Origin of the sequence: Streptomyces sp. NPDC006384, assembly GCF_042870695.1 — a bacterium.
GTDB lineage: Bacteria > Actinomycetota > Actinomycetes > Streptomycetales > Streptomycetaceae > Streptomyces.
Window position 1 is genome coordinate 353,010 of sequence record NZ_JBIAHR010000002.1, and the last position, 18,245, is coordinate 371,254.

The following is an 18,245-nucleotide window of genomic DNA, read 5'->3' on the forward strand; positions in this document are numbered from 1 at the left end:
ACCTCATGACGAAGCTTCGGTTGACCGTAGGGCGGGGGCACGTCGAGGAACTGGCACGCCTGCGTCATCCCGTCGGGGCCGTCGAGGAACTGATCTGGAATTCTCTCGACGCGGATGCCGAACACATCACCGTGGAACTCGAGCGGAACGACTTCGGCGGCATCGACCGAGTCGCCGTGATCGATGACGGCACCGGTATCGCAGCGGAGAAGTGCGGCGACTACTTCGCGCAGATCGGTACGTCCTGGAAGAAGCGCGCGCAGGCCAGTGAGATCAAGAAGCGTGTGCTGCACGGAAAGAACGGGCGAGGCCGGGTGAGGGCCTTCGCGCTCGGCAGTGAGGTGCGCTGGACCAGCGTGAGCGGGGCACAGGAGAGCCGTCGCCGTGTTGTCATCGAGTCCGACCGCAGCTCCATGGACGAATTCGACGTCAGTGACCCCGAGCCGACGAACGATGCGACAGGGACAGTCTTCGAGGCGTTCGGCGGTGAGGATCTCCAGAAGCTGACCGAGGACGCCGCCCGTACCGCGCTGACCGCAGCCTTCGCGCTTCACCTGGAGGCGTACCCGGACATCTCCATCGTCTACGACGGGATGCGGTTGGATCCGTCGTCGGAGCAGGTTCGTGTGGATACGTACGAGGTGGCGGCTCCGCCGGGAAGTGGTCACCCGCCGGCCCAGTTGAAGATCATCGAGTGGTCGCGCCCCTTTTCCCGGGCTCTGATCCTGTGCGACGGCCGGGAGATGTCGTTGGCACAGCTGAAGCCGGAGATCCAGGCACCGGGCTTCCACTTCACGGCGTACCTCTCCTGGGCCGGGTTCGAGGACGATCCGGCCGGTGATCTCGCCTTTGCGGACTGGACGCCGGAAGGGCCCGCCGCCGAGGTACTGGCCGGCGCCCGGGAGCGTATGCGCGCACACTTCCGTTCCCGTGCCGACGAGCGGCGTCAGGAGCTCGTCGACTCCTGGCGCGCGGAGGGCTTCTACCCGTACACGGGTGAGCCCCGCAGCGATCAGGAGCGGGCGGAGCGCGAGACCTTCGACGCCGTGGCGACCGCGGTCGTCCGGCATCTGCCGGCGAGCAGGAGGGCTCAGAAAGTGTCCTTCGCGCTGCTGCGCTCCGTCCTGACCCATGAGCCGGGCGAAGTGCTCCGCATCGCCGAGGAGCTCTTCGCGCTCTCCAAGCAGGAGCAGACGGAACTGAGCCGTCTGCTGGACCGTACGCCGCTGTCCGCCCTGATCAAGGCGTCGACGGCGACGACCGGGCGTCTCGATTTCCTGTCGGCCCTGGAGCACCTCGTCTTCGATCCCGTGGCCAAGGGCCGGGTGAAGGAGCGCACCGAACTGCACCGGATCCTGGAGAACGAGTGCTGGGTCTTCGGTGAGGAGTACGGGCTGCACGTCAGTGACCGCAGCCTGAACGAGGTGCTGAGGCAGCACTGCCGTCTCCTCGGCCGGGACGCACCGGCTCCGGACCCTGTGCTGAGGGAGGACGGGAGCCGGGGGATCGTCGACCTGATGCTGTCCCGCGCCGCCCGGCAGCGGAAGGGGGAGCGCCACCATCTCGTAGTGGAACTCAAGAGGTCGAACGTCGTCCTCGGTATGACCGAGTTCTCGCAGATCAGCAGCTACGCGCAAGCCGTGATGGACGACGACAGGTTCAGGGAACCCAAGGTGACCTGGGACTTCTGGCTCGTCGGCAACGCCATGGACGACAACCTCCGGCAACTCACCCACCAGCCCGACAGGTTGCCCGGATGTGCCGTCACGCACCCGGGCTACCGGATCTGGGTGCGTACCTGGGGCGAGATCATCGAGGACGCCCAGGACCGGCTCCGCTTCTACAGTGAGCAGCTCGAGTACCAGTCGTCGACCGAGCACGCCATGGACTACCTGATCAGGGAACACGCGGACGCGGTCGTGGGCCTGGTGAGCGACGGCACCGTTCCCGTACCGAGGGCGGGAGAGAGCGGAACGGCCGGAGCTGTCGTCGGGTCGTAAGGGGTGGGGGAAGACTCGGGACCGGCCCGGGGTCCCCCGGGCGAGCTACCTGTTTTTGTCCTCTCCGGGGTGACGCGTGCCACCGGTGGTCTCTTGTTGACTCGAACCGTCGACACAGCGGCCGGAAAGGCCGACCAGCCCAGTAGGCAAGGACACCACCATGGCCACGACACGCAGTCCCGCTCGGCGGGGTTTACCCAGGAGCCGCAGGATCACCGTAACCCTGCTGGTTTCCACGCTGGCAGGCACCGCACTGGTCGCATGCGGCGCCGACGCCGAGGGTTCGCGACCGGCCAAGGCCTCCGGCAGGAGCGTCGGCGAGGCCGCGGGCGACACCGGGATCGCCTGGGCCAAGTGCCCGGCCCCGGCCGAGGGACAGACCCGTGACCCCCGCCTGGCCTGCGGAACGCTGGAGGTGCCGCTCGACCACCGGGACCCGGGCGGCACGAAGATCGACGTGGCGGTCTCCCGGCTGTCCACCGCACAGCCCGGAAAGCGGCGCGGCGTTCTGCTGCTGAACCCCGGCGGGCCGGCCCTGGGCGGTCTCGACATGCCCTCAGCCATGGCGTCCGCACTGCCGAAGTCCGTGCTGGACCGCTACGACCTGATCGGTTTCGACCCGCGCGGCGTCGCGCACAGCACCCCGCAGAGCTGCGGTCTGCAGGACCCCGGCGTGGCCGGGCTCTTCCCCTATCCCGCCGCGGACGGCTCGATCACCGAGAACGTGGCCCGCGCCGAGGCCGTCGCCGAGCAGTGCGCCGACACCGCGGGCGAGAACCTGCGGCACTACAACACCGCCGCCACCGCCCGCGACATGGACCGCATCCGCCAGGCGCTCGGTGAGCGGAGGATCTCCTACTGGGGCCAGTCCTACGGCACCTACCTCGGCGCCGTCTACCGCTCCCTCTTCCAGGACCGTACCGACCGGATGGTCCTGGAGGGCAACGTCGACCCCACCAAGGTGTGGGCCGGCCAGGTGGCGGACACCTGGGGCAAGGGCATGGCCGACCGGTTCCCCGACGCCGCCCGCGTCGCCGCGGCGCAGGCCGGCACCCTCGGACTGGGTACGGACGTCGCGCAGGTGACCCGTACCTACCTCGCCCTCGCCGACCTGCTCGACCGCACGCCCGCGGCGATTCCCGGCACGTCGGTGTCGCTGGACGGGGCGCTGCTGCGGAACATGACCTACGCCCTGCTTCTGCGCAACGACACCCTTCCCGCGCTCGCCAGGTTCTGGAAGGCCGCCGACAACCTGTCCCACGGCAGCACCACGGCCGCCGACACCGCGGTTCTCAAGGAGGTGTTCGCCGGCGCACCGACGTCCCCGGGCATCCCCGCGGACAACCAGGCCACCATGTTCATGGCTCTCACCTGCGGCGACGCCGAATGGCCGCGCGACGTCGACGGCTACGCCGCCCGTACCGCCGCCGACCGCGGGAAGTGGCCGCTCACCGCGGGCATGCCCGCCAACATCTGGGCGTGCGCCTACTGGGACAAGCCGGCCGAGGCGACCGTCGAGGTCGTGAAGGGCGGCCCGCGCAACACCCTGATCCTGCAGAACCGCCGGGACAACGCCACCCCGTGGGAAGGCGGCGTCGGGCTGCACAGGTCCCTCGGCGGCGGCTCCGCCTTCGTCGGCGTCGACAACGGCGGGCACACCGTCTACGGCGAAGGCTCCGTCTGCGCCGACAAGGCCACCGTCGGCTTCCTGACCACCGGTCGCCTGCCGGGCAAGGACCTCCACTGCACCGACGTCACCCGGAAGTAGAGCCGCCGCAACGCGGTGCTTCCCCGTCCGGCGGACCCGGTGCGCGGGCCGCCGCCGACGGGCGCCGGTCACGCGGTCGTCCCTCGGTGCGCCGCCCCGGCCGATCCACGGCGAGTTCGGCGGGGACGCCGGTTCCGGCTCGGTGGTGAGAGGGTGCGCGGGTACCGGCGGCGGGGGCCGCGAGGACGGCCGTGGCGACGAACGCCAGGACCACGAGCATCGCCGGACGCAGTCCGTAGTGATCGCCCAGGAAGCCGAGGGTGGGCGGCCCCACCAGGAACGCGATGTAGCCGATCGTCGCCACGAGGCTGACCCGGGCGGTCTCGTCGGGCCCCGAGTCGCCCGCCGCCGACAGGGCCACCGGAAAGCCCAGGGAGGCGCCCAGTCCCCAGAACAGGACGGCGGCCGCGGCCACGACGGCGTTGTCGGAGAAGATGACCAGGCACAGACCGATGGCCCCGAAGACCGCGCTGGCCCGCACGACGGTCGCCCGGCTGTGACGGTTGAGGAAGAACGTGCCGCCGAAGCGTCCCAGGGTCATCGCGGCGGCGAACCCCACGAAGACGAGCGAGCCGGCGGTGGCGTCGAGGCCGTGGCCGTCGACCATGAGCAGCGGCAGCCAGTCGTTGGCGGCGCCCTCGGCGAGAGCCATGGCCAGGACGATGACCCCGATCATCAGGAGCCGCCGGTCCTTCCACACCCGCGGGCCCGCGGGCCGCGTGGAGTCCGGAGCGGGCGCCGCGGCACGGACCCCGGTCCCGGCGGGGACGGCGCCGATGGCGTACCCGAAGATCGCGGCCGTCACCGCGGCCACCGCCAGGAGGTGCCAGTGGGCGGGGAACGCCGCGGCGGTGGCCGCCATGCCGGCCAGGCCGCCGATGACGGTGCCCAGGCTGAAGCACCCGTGCAGCGTGGGCAGGACCGCCGTGCCGGTGATCCGTTCCACGTCGGCGCCGTCCACGTTGATCGCCACCTCGCCCGATCCGACACCCACGCCGAACAGGCACAGCCCCGCGGTGACCAGGGGCGCGGAGCCGAGGGCGCTGCCCGCGCCCACGACGACCACGCTCGCGACGACGAACAGTGTGGCGATCGCCGTCACGGGCCTGGTCCCGAACCGCGACACGAAACGGCCGGAACAGAGGATGCCGGCCATCGAGCCGACGGACAGACCGAACAGCACCAGCCCCATCTGCCCCGTGGACACGCCCAGACGGTCACGGACGTCCGGGGTGCGCGTGATCCACGAGGACATGGCGATGCCGTTGAGGAGGAAGAAGAGGTACAGCGCCCGGCGGCGTCGGCGTACAGCACGGTCTGTCAAGGAAGGGCTCCGCCGGCGTTGGAGACAATGAGGAACGGGCGGGCGACGGTCCCGCGTCACCCACCGAGTATGGACAAATGTACACACCGGGTCGGTGACCGAGAAGACAAGGCGGACAACGGCGATGACAGGCAGCACCCGTGGCCCCAACGACCCCCGGCGCCGCGAACGCATCCTCGACGCCGCGCTCGACGTCATCGCGGAGCACGGCGCCATCAAGGTGACCTACCGCAAGATCGCGGAGGCGGCGGGCGTGCCGCTCACCTACTACTTCGACGACATGCAGCACCTGCTGACCGACGCTTTCGCCCGGCTCGCGGAGACCGTCTCCACACGCTACGGCGCCCTTCTGGAGGCCGCGCGGACCCGCGAGGAGGCCGAGGAGGCGGTCGTCGAGATCATCTGCGGCAAGGTCTGGGGGACCGACCGCAACCTCCTGCTCAGCTACGAGCTCTACGCCTTCGCCACCCGCAATCCCGAGGTGCGCGCCGTCATGCGCTCCTGGATGCAGGCCAGCCGGGATTCCCTGGCCAGGCACTTCGACCCGCTCACCGCACGGGCCCTGGACGCGCTGGTCGAGGGGTTCTCCATCCACAACTCCGTCGACCCGCGGCCCACCGAGCGCGAGGAGGTCGCCGCCGTCGTCCGTGCCGTCGTCGACAGGCGCCGCTGAACAGGGCCGACCGGGCCGCTGCCGGGTGCCGGATGCCGGCGGCGGACAGGTGCCGGGCCGGCCCGGGCTACAGGTGCTGTTCCAGCCACCAGAAGACGAGGCCCGCCGCACCGGTGCCGATGCCGTAGCAGAGGCCGCGCAGCAGGTGACCGGCCGCGTCGCCGCGTCGGCGCCGGGCCCATCGGCGCAGCCGGGAGGCGGTGGTCGCCCCGGCGGGCGGCCGGGGGGACGGCCGGTTCGTGGTGGTCGGGTGCAGGAGAGGCTTACGCTTCATGGGAACGGCTCTTTCGGGAGGCGTTTGGCCGGGAGAGCCCGTCGAACGGTCGGTGGCCTCGCAAACCGATGACCGCGCGGCGGGCTCTTCCGTCTCTTCCGTCGTGGTGGGGGCGGTTCAGTGCCGGCTGGCGTCCTGCAGACGGTCGGCGAGTTTCCGTTCGGGCAGCACCGGGACGCTGCCGTCGTCCTGCCGGGCCGCCAGACGCGCGACCTCCTGGGTCAGTCCGGGCTGCATCGTCGACGAGGCCGGGCAGTGGCGCCGTACATAGCCCGCGAAGTGTGCCAGGAGCATCAGGAACTCGTCGTCGGGGCCGTCGTCGTCCTGCTGGAGCTGGCCGAGCCAGTGGCCGGCCTCCTTCAGCTCGCCGAGTTCGAGGTGGTGCAGGTGCAGGCAGTACGCGGCGGCGCGATCTCCGGCGCCGGCGGCGAGCTGCCACCAGAAGGACGCGCTCTCGGGGTGTCCGGCCAGGTAGAGCATGCAGGCGAAGACCAGGGCGCCCTCGACGTCCATGTCCTTGAGCGGGGGGCGCTGGTCCGCGGGCCCGTTGGCGCCGATCTCCTGCGCCAGGCGTTCGGCGTGGCCGGCGGCCTGGGGCCGGTTGAGGACCCAGCGGGCGACGACGGACAGCTGGTGGCGGGCTTTCGGTCCCGGCGGCACGCCGCGTTCGCCGGTCTCCGGGGGCGGGGTGCTCCGGCGGGGCGCGCTGCGGGTGGACGGCAGGTAGCCGGCGTCCTTGGCCAGGCGGCGCAGTCCGGCGCCGACGTCGAAGGGCCGCCGGGACTTCTTCAGTGCCCGGCCCGCCGCGTCGAGGCGTTCCTCCACGCTGGTCACGAGCGGTCTCCTTCCTTCTTCAGGTGGGTGGAGACGGCCCGCTGCAGACGTTCCCTGGCCTTGCGGCAGTGGTAGTCGACGGTGCTGGCCGACACACCCATGTACCAGCTGATCCTCTTGGTGTCGTAGGAGAGGACGTACCGCAGCACGACGGCGTCGAACTGGCGTGGCGGAAGGCTGCACATGGCCTTGAACAGGCCCATGTCGCCGCGGAGCAGCGTCAGCTTCTCGCGGAAGCCGTTCAGCGCCTGCGATATGACGACCCGGCGCAGGATCGCCCAGGCCTGCAGCTGGAGGTTGCTCTCCTCGAGCAGGGCGTTCCAGTGGTTCAGGATCTCCAGGAACGCCCGGTGCACAGCTTCCTCGGCGGCCTCGTCGGTCCCCAGATAGAACAGCGCGTAGTCGTGGAACGCCTCCTGGGTGGCCACGTACAGGGCCTCGAACTCCAGGGGCAGCGGGAGCACCGCTTCGGCGTCGGCGACGGGACTCCCGCCGTCCTCGGCACGCACGTCTTCGGTCATGAGTCCTCTTCATTGAGGGCTGAGGGGTGGAGGCGGATTCCCACGCCGGGGGTCCGCCTGTGGCTGGACACCACTCAACCCCTCGATTCGACCGAACACGCATGCCAACAGCGTCGAAAATCACTCAGAGGTGATCGACGGGCGCTCTACGTGATCATGGCGGAGGGGGTGCATCCGGCATGAACTGCCCTTTTGCTCCGAGCCGCCCCGGCGCACATGCCGACGTCACGCGCCCCTTGTGGCACACGTCACGCCCTCCCGGCGGCGAGGAAGCGCACACGCACTGCACGAAGGGGTGACTTCTGCCCGAAACGGTCTTCCTCGCCCTCCTGGAGGTGCCGCGCCGGATGACCGCCCAGACGTCGACAACGGCCGAAACACGGCACCTCGGCGACGCCCCGGCCTGGATCCGGCACGGCCGCCCGCCCCCTGACGGCGCCGCCGGACAGACCGCCGGCCGGAATCCCGGCAGTATGTGCGGAGCCTCGTCGCACTGCGCCGTGCCGTCGCTTCTACGAGGTGCGGGGAAGGGTGCTTGGCCGCGTCCCCGGTTGTGGTGCAGCCGAACACGGTCCATCGCTTCCGCCCTGGAGCCGTCCGGTACGTGCCGCAGCCAGCCGTCGTGCGACCACCACTGATCCCCGGCCCGGCAAGCCTCAACAGGACCTCCAGCAAGAGCGATTCGGGCCATGACCTGGGGATTCCGTCAGTTTGATCGGCTACACCACTCGGCGGGACACCATCCACCTCACCAAAAAAACGTGAGCATTTCTTCTCCGACTGTCATCGGGGCGCTCACCTGAGCGCCAAGATGACACTTGGCCGCCATCTGCTCACGTTTTTCAAGAAGGCACCCACACCCCCAGCCCACCGGAACGGGCCGCTTGGCCGTGTCCCCGGTTGTGGTGCAGCCGAACACGGTCCATCGCTTCCGCCCTGGAGCCGTCCGGTACGTGCCGCAGCCAGCCGTCGTGCGACCACCACTGATCCCCGGCCCGGCAAGCCTCAACAGGACCTCCAGCAAGAGCGATTCGGGCCATGACCTGGGGATTCCGTCAGTGTGATCGACTACACCACTCGGCGGGACGCCATCGGGTGCTTCGGCGCGGTGGTTGTTCTTGCGGACGACCTTCGTGGAGTTGTCGACGAAGGGGCAGTCCTCGGCTTGATGCGTCCGCTCCGCCGGACGCACGAGGTGACCCACCAGGCCAACGCCACACGTGCTGCGCGCTCTACAGCAGGTGATCCGCGTCGCCCGCCTTGATGCCGCGGATGAGGGCGCGGAGCGCTTCCCGGCTGTCGGTGAGCGGGTGGTCCTCCTGCCCGGCCACAGCGATGTAGGCGTTGCCGTCGGCGTCGGTGCCTATGCGGAAACAGTTGGCGCCCTCGGCGCAGAAGGGATCTTCCCAAGTGATGGGCGTCATGAAGCACTCCTCAGAAGTGGCTGGCGATGCTGTGGATGAAGTCGCGCGAGTCGACCGACGAGAGCGAGACGGTGTCCATCCAGTCCAAGTGGGACCGGTACTTGTCCAGCTGTGACTTCCCGTGCAGGAATTCGGGGCCATGGGCAGAGTCGAGTTCCACCGTGTCGAGTTGGGGGACCACGGCCTCCGCATAGATCACCGCCTGTCCCGCCCCGGGGAAGGCACCCGCCTTGAAGGGAATCACCCGCACGTCGATGTTCTCCTTCTCGGACAGTTCGCAGAGGTGGCTGAGCTGCGCCCGCATCACCTTCGGGCCGCCGAACTCGACGTGCAGGGCCGCCTCGTGCACATACCCGACGTACACGACCGGGTCCTCGCGGTACAGCACCTGTTGCCGCTGCATGCGGAGAGCCACGCGCAGTTCGACCTCCATCGGTGACAGTGAAGGCAGCGCGGCGAGGAAGAGGGTGCGGGCGTACGCGTCGGTCTGCAGGAGCCCCGGCACGTGCATGGTCAGGCCGGCACGCACCTTCCTGGCGTTCCACTCCAGCTCTGCAACGTCCAGGAGTCCTGCGGGAAGTTGGCCGCGATACACCTCCCACCAGCCGCGCGTACGGTTACCGGCCATATCGGCCAGAGCGTCGACGTATGCCTCGTCGCGGCAGTCGTAGTTGCAGGCGAGGGTGCGCAGACGTTCGGGGGTGATGGCCCGAACTCCCGCCTCGATGTTGGAGATCTTCGTCCGGTCTACGCCGAGCAACCCTGCCGCGTAGTCCGTGGACACCTCCGCCGCGAGGCGCATCTTCCGCAGTTCCGCGCCCAGTCGCTTCTGGCGTTCGGTGGGCGTTGCCCTCGGCGGCATGTGTCACTTCCTCCCGTGGTCGCGGCGCCAGTCTGCCCCTTGGACACGGTGCCGGTCCACCCACACGAGTGGCAATACCGGGGAGCGAGTGGCATCTTGCCACCTTCATGTTCTACCTTCCGTGATGAGTCAGACACGAACTGCTGCCGTTCCGGAAGTGCATCGCGCGTGCATGCCCGTACTCTCCTGCCCTGGGAGGGGCGGTCGCGCGTCAGGGAGACAGGCCACCGGGCGGCGGACCAGTACACCCGCATCCCCTGAGGGAGTTCGCCATGCCCCTGCTCGCCACCGCCTGCCACGTCCCGGCCCTCCCGGCCGTACCGCCGGCGCCCCCGTCGCCGGAGACCCTCGCTTACGGCCTCACCCTCCCCGCCTCCCCGCACAGCCCGGCCGTCGTACGCGCGGCCACCCGCACCGTCCTTCGGACCCACGGCCTGGACGGCATGACCGACGCGGCGGTGCAGGCGGTCAGCGAACTCACCGCCTGTGCCTGCGCCTTCACCCCCGCGGCGGAGGTGTACGTGTCCCTGCGCTACCGGGACGGCGCCCTGCGCGTGGTCCTCCACGACACCCATCCCCGCCACGCCCACCCCCGCCTCGCCGCCGCCTGCGACGCCCGCCGCCGGGCGGGCCTGCGCGTACTGGCCCGCGTGGTCCGGGCGTGCGGCGGCGACTGGGGCTTCGGGGACGCCCGCGAACCGGGCGGCGGCACCCGCATGTGGGCGGTCCTGCCCCGCACCGGAGCGACCGGCTACACCGGCAGTCGGGACACGTGAGCGAACCGCCCCATACGGCCCGAACCGCCACCCCTGCCCGGGGCCCCACGCAACGGCATCGCCGTTTCAGGTTCTGTCCGTCAGGGCTCCGTGCGCGGGAAGGAGACCTCGACGCGGCGGTTCTTCTTGCGGCCGGCCTCCGTGGAGTTGTCGGCGATGGGGTAGTCCTCGCCGTAGCCGCGGACCTCGTAGGTGATGCCCGGGTCGTTCAGGGTCTGGGCGAGGAGTTCCTGTACGGCGTTGGCGCGCTTCCTGGACAGGACGTCGCCGTGGGCGGAGGAACCCAGGTTGTCGGTGAAGCCGAAGACGCGGATCTTGCCGGCGTTCTGCTTCCTGATCTCCTCGGCGATCCCCGTGACACGGGCCTTCGCCTCGCCGCCGAGCTTGGCGCTGTCCTTGCCGAACAGCACCTCGGCCTGGAGCGCGAAGGTGACGTTGGTGTTGGTGTCCTCGCGGCGCTCGTCACCGCTCTGGTCCTCGACGACCGACTTGATGTCCAGCACCTTGGCCTGCGCGAGCGTGGCGCCTTCCGGCAGCTTCAGGTCCGGGTCGTTGGCGTCTACCTCGACGGGCGCGGAGGCGGTGGCCTCGGTGCCCGGGGGGCGGGGCGGGTCGTCATCGGCGTGTGCGGTGGCGGCGCCGTAGAGGTTCGTGGCGAGGAGGAGGGTGGCGGTGGTGAGGGCCAGGGGGAGACGGGGGGTGGGGGTCATGGGGGCCTCACCCGGAAATGGAGATGGTCGCGCTGGCGAACGTCGGCAACTGGAAGCTGACTTCCGTGGTGCTCGTGGGCGGGGCCGGGAACTGCATGAAGACGGGAACCGACGCGCCCGGTTCGATCCTCGGGATATTCGTGGTCGTCAAGGGCCGACCATCGGTGTCCCGCAGCACGTAGTACCGCTTCTTGCTGGCGGAATCCACGAGGGCCGCTCCACCGAGCGAGCCGCCGTGTCGAATGACCTCCGTCTCATCTCCTCTTGTCTCGATCGGGACGCGTGTCGCCTTTGCACCATCGTTCTTGATCTCCCCGCTCACAGTGACGAACCCTCCAGTGTCCCTGGTTGCGGAGTTGATTTTGAGAACCAGACCGTTCTGCCCCTTGAGCTCGGCCATGGGGGCGTTCGTGCCCTGCTGTGCGCTGGGTTCCGACTTGTTTCCCGACGTGGCAGTCGCCGAAGCCTGGGGCTTCTTGTCATCGCCTCCTCCGGAACCACAGCCGGCCGCCCCGAGGGCCAGCACCGCCGCAACGGTCAGTGCGGCCATCCCTCTGGGGGCCTTCGTCGTGAACCGAATACTCATGACTCCGCTTCCTTCATCATTCGTCGTTCGCTTGTCAGTCGGCGAGATGGACGTCGAAGAGGTCCTCGGGCTTCGGCAGGTTCGCAAGATCGTCCGGCTCGAGATCCCACTCCTCGCCGTCGTCGCAGGACAGCTTGGGCAGGGTCTCGTCGTCGGCTTCCTCTTCCTCGGCGGGTTCCTCGAACGAACAACGGGCTTCTATGACGGCCGTCGCGGGTTCCGTCGCCTTCAGGTTCTCCGTGCCCGGCACAATCGTGTCCCCGACCGTCCCGTTGGTCTCGGCGACGACCGTGTAGCCCAGCGGGCCGTCCGGCTGGCATTCCACGTTCGCGTCATTGCGTGCCGCCAGTTCGTGCGCGCGCCAACACCCATCGGGAACCGGCGCGTTCCCTTCGAAGATGTCCTGCCAGGTTTCCGGGTCCTGGATGTTCGCAACCCACTCGTCCGTGAGCCGGTCGCGGGTTTCCAGAGCCGCCGCGAGCGCTGCGGCGTCCGCCGCCGTCTGGGCCTCGTTACGGGTCGCCGCAGCCTGACCGACCGCGAAGTACGCGAGCGCGAGGAAGAGCAGACCCGCCACCACCGTGATGTAGATGGGGAAGGCCTGCCCTGCGTCGGTATACCCGATGCCTCGGCTCAGCCGATGACCTCGTCGATCTTGGCGGTGATCGCGTTGTAAATCGTGTTGCCAATGTCCGTCCCCGTGATCGCCAGGACGATGGCCACGACCACCGCGATGATCCCCAGGTACTCCACCGCCGTCTGCCCCCTGTCGTTGCGGGCGGCGCGGGAGCGCAGGTACGCGGCGGTGGTGTGAAGCCAGTTGTTCATGGTTCTCCCCTTCAGGGTGGACGTGTGCTGTGGGTCGGTCCGTCGAGGGCGTGCCAGGTCCGGCCACCTGGTGGTGGCCCCGGAGCGGTCGGCGCCGGTGGGGTCTGGTCATGCGTACCTCGGCCTGTCGGGAGTACCGGACAACGACTGTCCCACAACTGATTGCAGGTGCGAAAGGTTTTGTGGAGATGAGGGCCAACTCGGCCCCGTTCGAATGGCTGTTGGCGGCATTGATGCGTGTGCAGTCGCACTCTTGTGGTGGATGAGCGCCTCCTCCCCCGGCCAGGTGTACGGCATGTCCGCCTACTCCCCCGTGATCGTGCCGAAGTCGGTGCCGGAGCCCAGGATCAGGCCGGCGCCGAGGAGGATCATCGTGGCCGGGACCATGAACGTGGTGATCATCATGGTGGCCTTGGGGACCGCGCGGGCGGCCTTGCGGCGGGCGTTCTGGGCGTCCGTGCGGCGCATGTCCTTGGCCAGGGAGACCAGGGTGTCGACGATGGGGGCGCCCAGTTCCTCGCCCTGCTGGAGTGCGGTCACGAACATCGCCACCTGTTCGGAGTCGTTGCGCCGGCGCAGTTCCGCGAAGGCCTGGCGGCGGCTCATGCCGAGGTCCATCTGGCGCAGGGTGATGCGGAGTTCGTCGGCCCAGGGGCCCTCGTAGCGCATGGCGACGCGGTCCAGGGCCTGGCGGAAGCCGAGGCCGGCGCTGACGACGACCGCGAGGACGTCGAGGAAGTCGGGCAGCGTGCGTTCGATGACGTCCTTGCGGATGCGGATCGCGGACCAGATGCCGACCTCCGTCCAGAAGGCGCCGAAGGCCAGCAGGAGCAGGGCGACGAGGTACTGGCCGCGCAGGAGGAAGACGAGGAAGCCGACGGCGCCGAGGAAGCCGTAGACGGCGCGGCGGGCGGCGTAGCGGTCGAGGGTGAGGCCGCCGGGGTTGCCGGCGAGGTCGATGCGGCGGCGGTACCTGGCGACGAGCGTCGGACCCATGAGGCGCAGGACGGCGGGGGCGTAGCGCATGCCCATGCGGTCGACGAGGGAGTCGACGGCGCCGGTGCGGGTGGAGCCGACCTCGAGGGCGAGGGCGAGGTCGCCGGGGAGTTTGGCCTCGGCGCGGTACATGCGGACGCCGGCGAAGACGCCCCAGACGCCCAGGCCCATGAGCAGTGCGAGCAGCAGTGCCATGTCTTCTTCTTCCTCCTTCCTTCCTCGGGCTTCCTCAGACGTCGATGCGGGACAGGCGGCGGATGAGGACGAAGCCGACGGCGTAGAGGGCGAAGGCGATGACGACCGCGCCCTGGCCGACGGGGGAGCCGGTCATGCGTTCCAGGGCGCCGTCCTTGACGCCGTTCATGAGGAAGAGCGAGCCGACGCCGAGGACGGGGACGGCGTACGAGGTCATGCTGACCTGGGCGAGCTGGGTGCGGACCTCGCGTCGGGTCTCCTTGCGTTCCTCGAGGGTCTCGGTGAGGTTGCGCAGGGCGCTGACGACCTGGCCGCCCGCCCGGTTGGACAGGACGAGGGTGGTGACGAGGACGACGAGTTCGCGGGAGGGGAGGCGTTCGGCGAGTTCGTCGAGGGCGTCGTCCAGGGAGGCGCCGATGGCCAGCTGGTCGGCGACCTTGCCGAGTTCCTCGCCCGCGGGGGCCTCCAGTTCCTCGGCGGCCATGCCGATGGCGGTGCGCAGGGCGAGTCCGGCCTGGGTGGCGTTGGCGAGGATGCGGGCGAGTTCGGGGAGCTGGTTGATGAACTTCTCGATGCGTTTCTGGCGTTGCCAGGTGAGGAACTGCATCGCCGCCCAGATGCCGAGCATTCCGGCGATCGGGCCGAAGAAGGGGGCGAGGGCGGCCTGGCCGGTCAGCCACAGGCCCGCGACCGCGGCGAGCATGCAGGCGAAGAACTCGCCGGGGGTGATGTCCAGGCCGGTCGCGGCCAGGCGCAGTTCGAGTCTGCGGCCGAACTTCGTGCGGCGCAGGCGGCGGTCGAGGGTGGGGAAGTACCGTCGGCGGCCGGCGGGCGGGAGCTGCCCGGCGGCGGAGAGCCGGTCGACCAGAGCCTCGCGCTGGGCCTTCCCGGCGGCGTAGAAGTGCAGGCCGAGGACCGCCAGGACGCAGGTCAGCAGCGTGATGCCGGTGGTGAGCGTGACGAGCGTGTGCAGTTCCATCGGGCGGTCCTACCTGGCTTCTCGGGTGGCGAGCTGGTCTGCGGTGTCGGCCACGCCGAAGGCCTGCGGGACGGGCTGGCTCGCCATGTAGAGGCGTTCGGCGGCGCGGCGCGGGAGGGGGTAGTACTCGAAGGCGCCGTAGATGCGGCCGTCGGCGGCCATCGGCTGGGCGTGGAAGCGGGCGACCGTGGCCAGGCGGTAGGGCTCGCCGCCGTGGCTGGCCAGCAGGGCGATCTCGGTGATGCGGCGGACGCCGTCGGCGAAGCGGGTGAGCTGGACGATGACGTCGACGGAGCTGTTGATCTGGTCGTGCAGGGCGGCGAAGGGGATCTCGACGTCCGACATGGACGCGAGGGTCTGCAGCCGCATCAGGGCGTCCTCGGCGCTGTTGGCGTGGACGGTGGCGAGGGAGCCGTCGTGGCCGGTGGACATGGCCTGGAGCATGTCCAGGGACTCGCCGCCGCGGACCTCGCCGACGACGATGCGGTCGGGGCGCATGCGCAACGAGTTGCGGACGAGGTCGCGGATGGTGATGCGGCCCTTGCCCTCGACGTTGGGCGGGCGGGACTCCAGGCGGATCACGTGGGCCTGCTGGAGCTGGAGTTCGGCGGAGTCCTCGATGGTGATGATGCGTTCGGTCTCGGGGATGAGGCCGGAGAGGGCGTTGAGGAGGGTCGTCTTGCCGGTGCCGGTGGCGCCCGAGACGATGATGTTGAAGCGGGCCTGCACCAGTCCGGCCAGCAGGTAGAGCATGTGCTCGTCGAGCGAGCCGAGGCCGATCAGCTCCTGGAGGGTGAAGGCACGGGGGAAGCGGCGGATGGTGAGGGTGGCGCCGGTCAGGGAGAGCGGCGGGATGATGACGTTGACGCGCTCGCCGGAGGGCAGGCGGGCGTCGACCATCGGGTTCGCCTCGTCCACACGGCGGTTGACGGTGGAGACGATGCGCTCGATGGTCTGCATGAGCTGGTCCTCGGAGGCGAAGCGGAGCGGGAGCTGCTCGACGCGTCCGCCGCGCTCGACGAAGATCGCGTCGGGGCCGTTGACCATGATCTCCGTGATGGAGGCGTCCTCCAGCAGGGGTTCGAGGATGCCGAGGCCGAGGGCCTCGTCCACGACCCGGCGGATCAGCTGGGAGCGCTCGACCGTGGACAGGACCGGGCCCTCGCGGCTGATGATGTGCCCGAGGACGCGTTCCAGCCGGGCCCGGCGCTCGGCCATGGCGAGCGAGCTCATCTCCGCGAGGTCGATCTCCTCCAGGAGCTTGGCCCGGTAGGAGGCGACGAGGTGTCCGTCCTCGCCGCGGCCGCCGTGCTCCTCGGGTGCGTGGATGCGTGCGCGCAGGCTCATGCGTCCGGTGCTCCTTGCTCCTCGGTCGTCACCGCGTCACTCCCCCGCCCGGTGGTCGAGGGGCATCGTGGCGGTCTTCCGGGCGGGGCCGAAGTCCCAGCCGGGGACGAGGGAGGGGATGTCGACGGTGGCGGTGACGGTGACCTCGTCGCCCCCTTCGGCGGCCCCGCAGTCGGTCCCGTCGGCCAGCCAGTCGCTGACCGCCGTCGTGCACGCCTCCTGCGCGCTGCGCTGGAGGGACGCGCCGCGCGCCCCGGCGCGGGCGGCGGTGCCGGCCTGCTGGGCGGTGTACGCGATCAGGCCGAGCTGTACGGCGGCCAGGGCGACGATGATCAGGATCGGGAGGAAGCCGAGGTACTCGATGGCCACCTGGCCCCGGTCCCCCGCGTGGCCGCGGATGCGGGCGCGTTCGCGGGCGCGGGCACGTTCGCGGGTGGAGTACGGCATGTCAGTCGTCCTCCTCCTCGACGGCCCCCGCGTGCCCGTGCACGGTGAAGGGGAAGCCGACGACGCCGGGGAAGAGGATGGGCACCTCGAGCCGCACGTCGGCCGTGACGTACCCGCCCGCGCTGCCGCACTCCACTCCGGCGCCCCCCTCCCAGGCCCCCGGCAGCTTGTCCCGGCCGGCTTCCTGACAGGCGCCCTGCATCGCCCCCGGACCGGCCGCCGTCGCCGCCCGTACCGCCTCGTCCGCAGCATTACCCGCGAGCGTGTACGTGTATCCCACGAGGACGAGCTGCCACAGCACCACCAGCGTGGCGATGATCGCCGGCGTCATGCCGAGGAACTCGACGGTGACCTGGCCGCGGTCGTCGTACCGATGCCGGTCGCCGTACCGGCCCCGGTAGCGGCCCGGGAACCGGGCGGGCGGGGTGGGTAAGCCGTGCGTCCTCATCCCCCACCGTCCTTCCGGCGCCGCAGGCTCGCCGAGCCCCGGTCGCTGCGGAACCGGCCGCCCCTGCGGTCGCCCCCGGTGGCCCTGACCAGCCCCAGCTCGCCCGCGAGGGCCCACAGGGCCTGCTTCACCGCGCTCTTGCCGTCGAGTTCGTGGACGCGGCCGGCGTCCAGGGCGCCCTGGAGTTCCTTGAAGCCCGCGGGGACGGTGGTGGCGGCGACGGCCGTGCCGGTGATCCTGCGGACCAGCGGGGGCTGGATCTCCGTGGCCCGCGTGTGCCGGTTGACGACGACGGTCGTCTCCTCGGCCTTGCGGATCTGCAGCCGGTCCCACATCCGCACCGCCCGCTTGGCGCCCCGCACGGCGATCACGTCCGGGGTGGTGACCAGCAGTGCCGTGTCGGCCATCTCCACGGCCGCCGCGCCGGCCCCGCCGAGCTGGGCGCCGCAGTCGATGACGACGACCTCGTAGCGGGAGCGCAGGGCGCTGACGATCTGGCGGGCGGCACGGTCGGTGACCTCCTCGCCGCGTTCGCCCTCGCCGGGGGCGAGGAGCAGGGCGAGGCCGGTGTCGTGGCGGAAGACGGCGTCGGCGAGGACGCGCGGGGAGATGTCGTTGATGGCGGCCAGGTCGGCCACGGACCGGCGGAACTGGACGTCCAGGTAGGAGGCGACGTCGCCGGTCTGGAGGTCCATGTCGACCAGGGCGGTGGGACGGCCCGACGCCTGTGCCGCCAGCGCCAGCTGCACGGCGGTCAGGGTCGCGCCGACGCCGCCCTTGGCGCCGCTGACCGTGACGACGGTGCCGCCGGAGCCGGTGAACACGTCACCGCCGCTGCCCAGGTGCCGGCGTACGCCCGTCGACCACTGGGCCACCGCCTGGACGCGGCTGGCGAGTTCCTCGTAACTGAGCGGCAGGGCGACCAGGCCGCGGGCGCCGTAGTCCATGGCGGCCTGGAAGAGGCCGGGGCTCGCGTCGGAGGTGACGAGGATGACCCCGACGGCCGGGAAGCGCAGGGCGACCTCGCGGATCAGCTCCAGGGCCGGGACCGGGCCGATCCGCTCGTGCACCACGACGACCTCGGGCAGCTCGTCGACCGACTCGGCGGCCAGCCGGGCGAGGGTGTCCACGAGCTGGGTGGAGTCGGTCACCGGAGCGACCGGTTCGGCGTCGGGGAGCTGGCTGAGCAGGGTCGTGACGGACCGTACGGCGTCCGCGTCGCCGACTGCCGGGAGGATCCTCGTGGGCATGCG

General features: G+C 70.4%; 20 protein-coding genes. 4 read left to right on the forward strand and 16 right to left on the reverse strand.

Annotated features, from left to right (window positions below; translation table 11 throughout):
* Window positions 1-5 precede the first annotated feature (5 nt).
* Both ACFYOJ_RS03670 and ACFYOJ_RS03675 read left to right on the forward strand, forming a co-directional pair.
* Complete coding sequence (locus tag ACFYOJ_RS03670; RefSeq protein WP_356550650.1) at window positions 6-2,000, forward strand: ATP-binding protein; 1,995 nt, start codon at window positions 6-8, stop codon at window positions 1,998-2,000.
* 160 nt (window positions 2,001-2,160) lie between these two features.
* The gene (locus ACFYOJ_RS03675; protein ID WP_356550652.1) at window positions 2,161-3,768 is read left to right on the forward strand and encodes an alpha/beta hydrolase; all 1,608 of its coding nucleotides are present in this window, start codon (window positions 2,161-2,163) and stop codon (window positions 3,766-3,768) included.
* Here ACFYOJ_RS03675 and ACFYOJ_RS03680 read toward each other — a convergent pair.
* Complete coding sequence (locus tag ACFYOJ_RS03680; RefSeq protein WP_356550653.1) at window positions 3,755-5,308, reverse strand: MFS transporter; 1,554 nt, start codon at window positions 5,306-5,308, stop codon at window positions 3,755-3,757. The two genes, ACFYOJ_RS03675 and ACFYOJ_RS03680, sit on opposite strands and share 14 nt — an antisense overlap.
* Between ACFYOJ_RS03680 and ACFYOJ_RS03685 the strand changes: the two genes are divergently transcribed.
* On the forward strand, window positions 5,217-5,765 hold the full coding sequence (locus ACFYOJ_RS03685; RefSeq protein ID WP_356550655.1) for a TetR family transcriptional regulator: 549 nt from the start codon (window positions 5,217-5,219) through the stop codon (window positions 5,763-5,765). The two genes, ACFYOJ_RS03680 and ACFYOJ_RS03685, sit on opposite strands and share 92 nt — an antisense overlap.
* Window positions 5,766-5,832: 67 nt before the next feature.
* Here ACFYOJ_RS03685 and ACFYOJ_RS03690 read toward each other — a convergent pair whose 3' ends face one another.
* The 5 genes from ACFYOJ_RS03690 to ACFYOJ_RS03710 all read right to left on the reverse strand — a co-directional run bounded on the left by ACFYOJ_RS03690 (window position 5,833) and on the right by ACFYOJ_RS03710 (window position 9,680).
* On the reverse strand, window positions 5,833-6,039 hold the full coding sequence (locus ACFYOJ_RS03690) for a hypothetical protein (protein WP_356550656.1): 207 nt from the start codon (window positions 6,037-6,039) through the stop codon (window positions 5,833-5,835).
* A gap of 117 nt (window positions 6,040-6,156) precedes the next feature.
* A complete protein-coding gene (locus ACFYOJ_RS03695) occupies window positions 6,157-6,873 on the reverse strand; it encodes a hypothetical protein (RefSeq protein ID WP_356550658.1) in 717 nt (238 codons plus the stop codon).
* Entirely contained in the window at window positions 6,870-7,394 is a 525-nt protein-coding gene (locus ACFYOJ_RS03700; RefSeq protein WP_356550659.1) for a sigma-70 family RNA polymerase sigma factor, read from the reverse strand. Before ACFYOJ_RS03700 ends, ACFYOJ_RS03695 begins: the two co-directional genes overlap by 4 nt.
* A 1,232-nt stretch (window positions 7,395-8,626) precedes the next feature.
* The gene (locus tag ACFYOJ_RS03705) at window positions 8,627-8,818 is read right to left on the reverse strand and encodes a hypothetical protein (RefSeq protein ID WP_356550661.1); all 192 of its coding nucleotides are present in this window, start codon (window positions 8,816-8,818) and stop codon (window positions 8,627-8,629) included.
* Window positions 8,819-8,828: 10 nt separating this feature from the next.
* A complete protein-coding gene (locus ACFYOJ_RS03710) occupies window positions 8,829-9,680 on the reverse strand; it encodes a helix-turn-helix transcriptional regulator (RefSeq protein ID WP_356550662.1) in 852 nt (283 codons plus the stop codon).
* Between the two features lie 272 nt (window positions 9,681-9,952).
* Here ACFYOJ_RS03710 and ACFYOJ_RS03715 point away from each other — a divergent pair, with 272 nt between their 5' ends.
* Window positions 9,953-10,456, forward strand: coding sequence for an ATP-binding protein (locus ACFYOJ_RS03715; protein ID WP_356550664.1), 504 nt, complete (start codon window positions 9,953-9,955; stop codon window positions 10,454-10,456).
* Between the two features lie 80 nt (window positions 10,457-10,536).
* Here ACFYOJ_RS03715 and ACFYOJ_RS03720 read toward each other — a convergent pair whose 3' ends face one another.
* The 10 genes from ACFYOJ_RS03720 to ACFYOJ_RS03765 all read right to left on the reverse strand — a co-directional run bounded on the left by ACFYOJ_RS03720 (window position 10,537) and on the right by ACFYOJ_RS03765 (window position 18,242).
* Window positions 10,537-11,166, reverse strand: a complete 630-nt coding sequence (locus ACFYOJ_RS03720) for an OmpA family protein (protein WP_356550666.1) — start codon at window positions 11,164-11,166, stop codon at window positions 10,537-10,539.
* Window positions 11,167-11,173: 7 nt separating this feature from the next.
* The gene (locus ACFYOJ_RS03725) at window positions 11,174-11,752 is read right to left on the reverse strand and encodes a hypothetical protein (RefSeq protein WP_356550668.1); all 579 of its coding nucleotides are present in this window, start codon (window positions 11,750-11,752) and stop codon (window positions 11,174-11,176) included.
* A gap of 34 nt (window positions 11,753-11,786) precedes the next feature.
* Window positions 11,787-12,389, reverse strand: coding sequence for a pilus assembly protein TadG-related protein (locus tag ACFYOJ_RS03730; protein ID WP_356550817.1), 603 nt, complete (start codon window positions 12,387-12,389; stop codon window positions 11,787-11,789).
* Window positions 12,386-12,580 (reverse strand): hypothetical protein, encoded by a 195-nt coding sequence (locus ACFYOJ_RS03735; protein ID WP_356550670.1) that lies wholly within the window; start codon window positions 12,578-12,580, stop codon window positions 12,386-12,388. Before ACFYOJ_RS03735 ends, ACFYOJ_RS03730 begins: the two co-directional genes overlap by 4 nt.
* A gap of 303 nt (window positions 12,581-12,883) precedes the next feature.
* Window positions 12,884-13,771, reverse strand: coding sequence for a DUF5936 domain-containing protein (locus tag ACFYOJ_RS03740; protein ID WP_356550671.1), 888 nt, complete (start codon window positions 13,769-13,771; stop codon window positions 12,884-12,886).
* A 34-nt stretch (window positions 13,772-13,805) separates the two neighbouring features.
* On the reverse strand, window positions 13,806-14,750 hold the full coding sequence (locus ACFYOJ_RS03745) for a type II secretion system F family protein (RefSeq protein WP_356550673.1): 945 nt from the start codon (window positions 14,748-14,750) through the stop codon (window positions 13,806-13,808).
* A gap of 9 nt (window positions 14,751-14,759) precedes the next feature.
* Window positions 14,760-16,097, reverse strand: coding sequence for a CpaF family protein (locus ACFYOJ_RS03750; protein ID WP_356550675.1), 1,338 nt, complete (start codon window positions 16,095-16,097; stop codon window positions 14,760-14,762).
* A 36-nt stretch (window positions 16,098-16,133) separates the two neighbouring features.
* Window positions 16,134-16,544, reverse strand: coding sequence for a TadE/TadG family type IV pilus assembly protein (locus ACFYOJ_RS03755; RefSeq protein WP_356550677.1), 411 nt, complete (start codon window positions 16,542-16,544; stop codon window positions 16,134-16,136).
* 1 nt (window position 16,545) lies between these two features.
* Window positions 16,546-16,875, reverse strand: a complete 330-nt coding sequence (locus tag ACFYOJ_RS03760; RefSeq protein ID WP_388596144.1) for a pilus assembly protein — start codon at window positions 16,873-16,875, stop codon at window positions 16,546-16,548.
* A 113-nt stretch (window positions 16,876-16,988) separates the two neighbouring features.
* Window positions 16,989-18,242 carry an AAA family ATPase gene (locus ACFYOJ_RS03765; protein ID WP_356550681.1) on the reverse strand — a complete coding sequence of 418 codons (1,254 nt, stop codon included), beginning with the start codon at window positions 18,240-18,242 and terminating at the stop codon, window positions 16,989-16,991.
* Window positions 18,243-18,245: the final 3 nt, after the last annotated feature.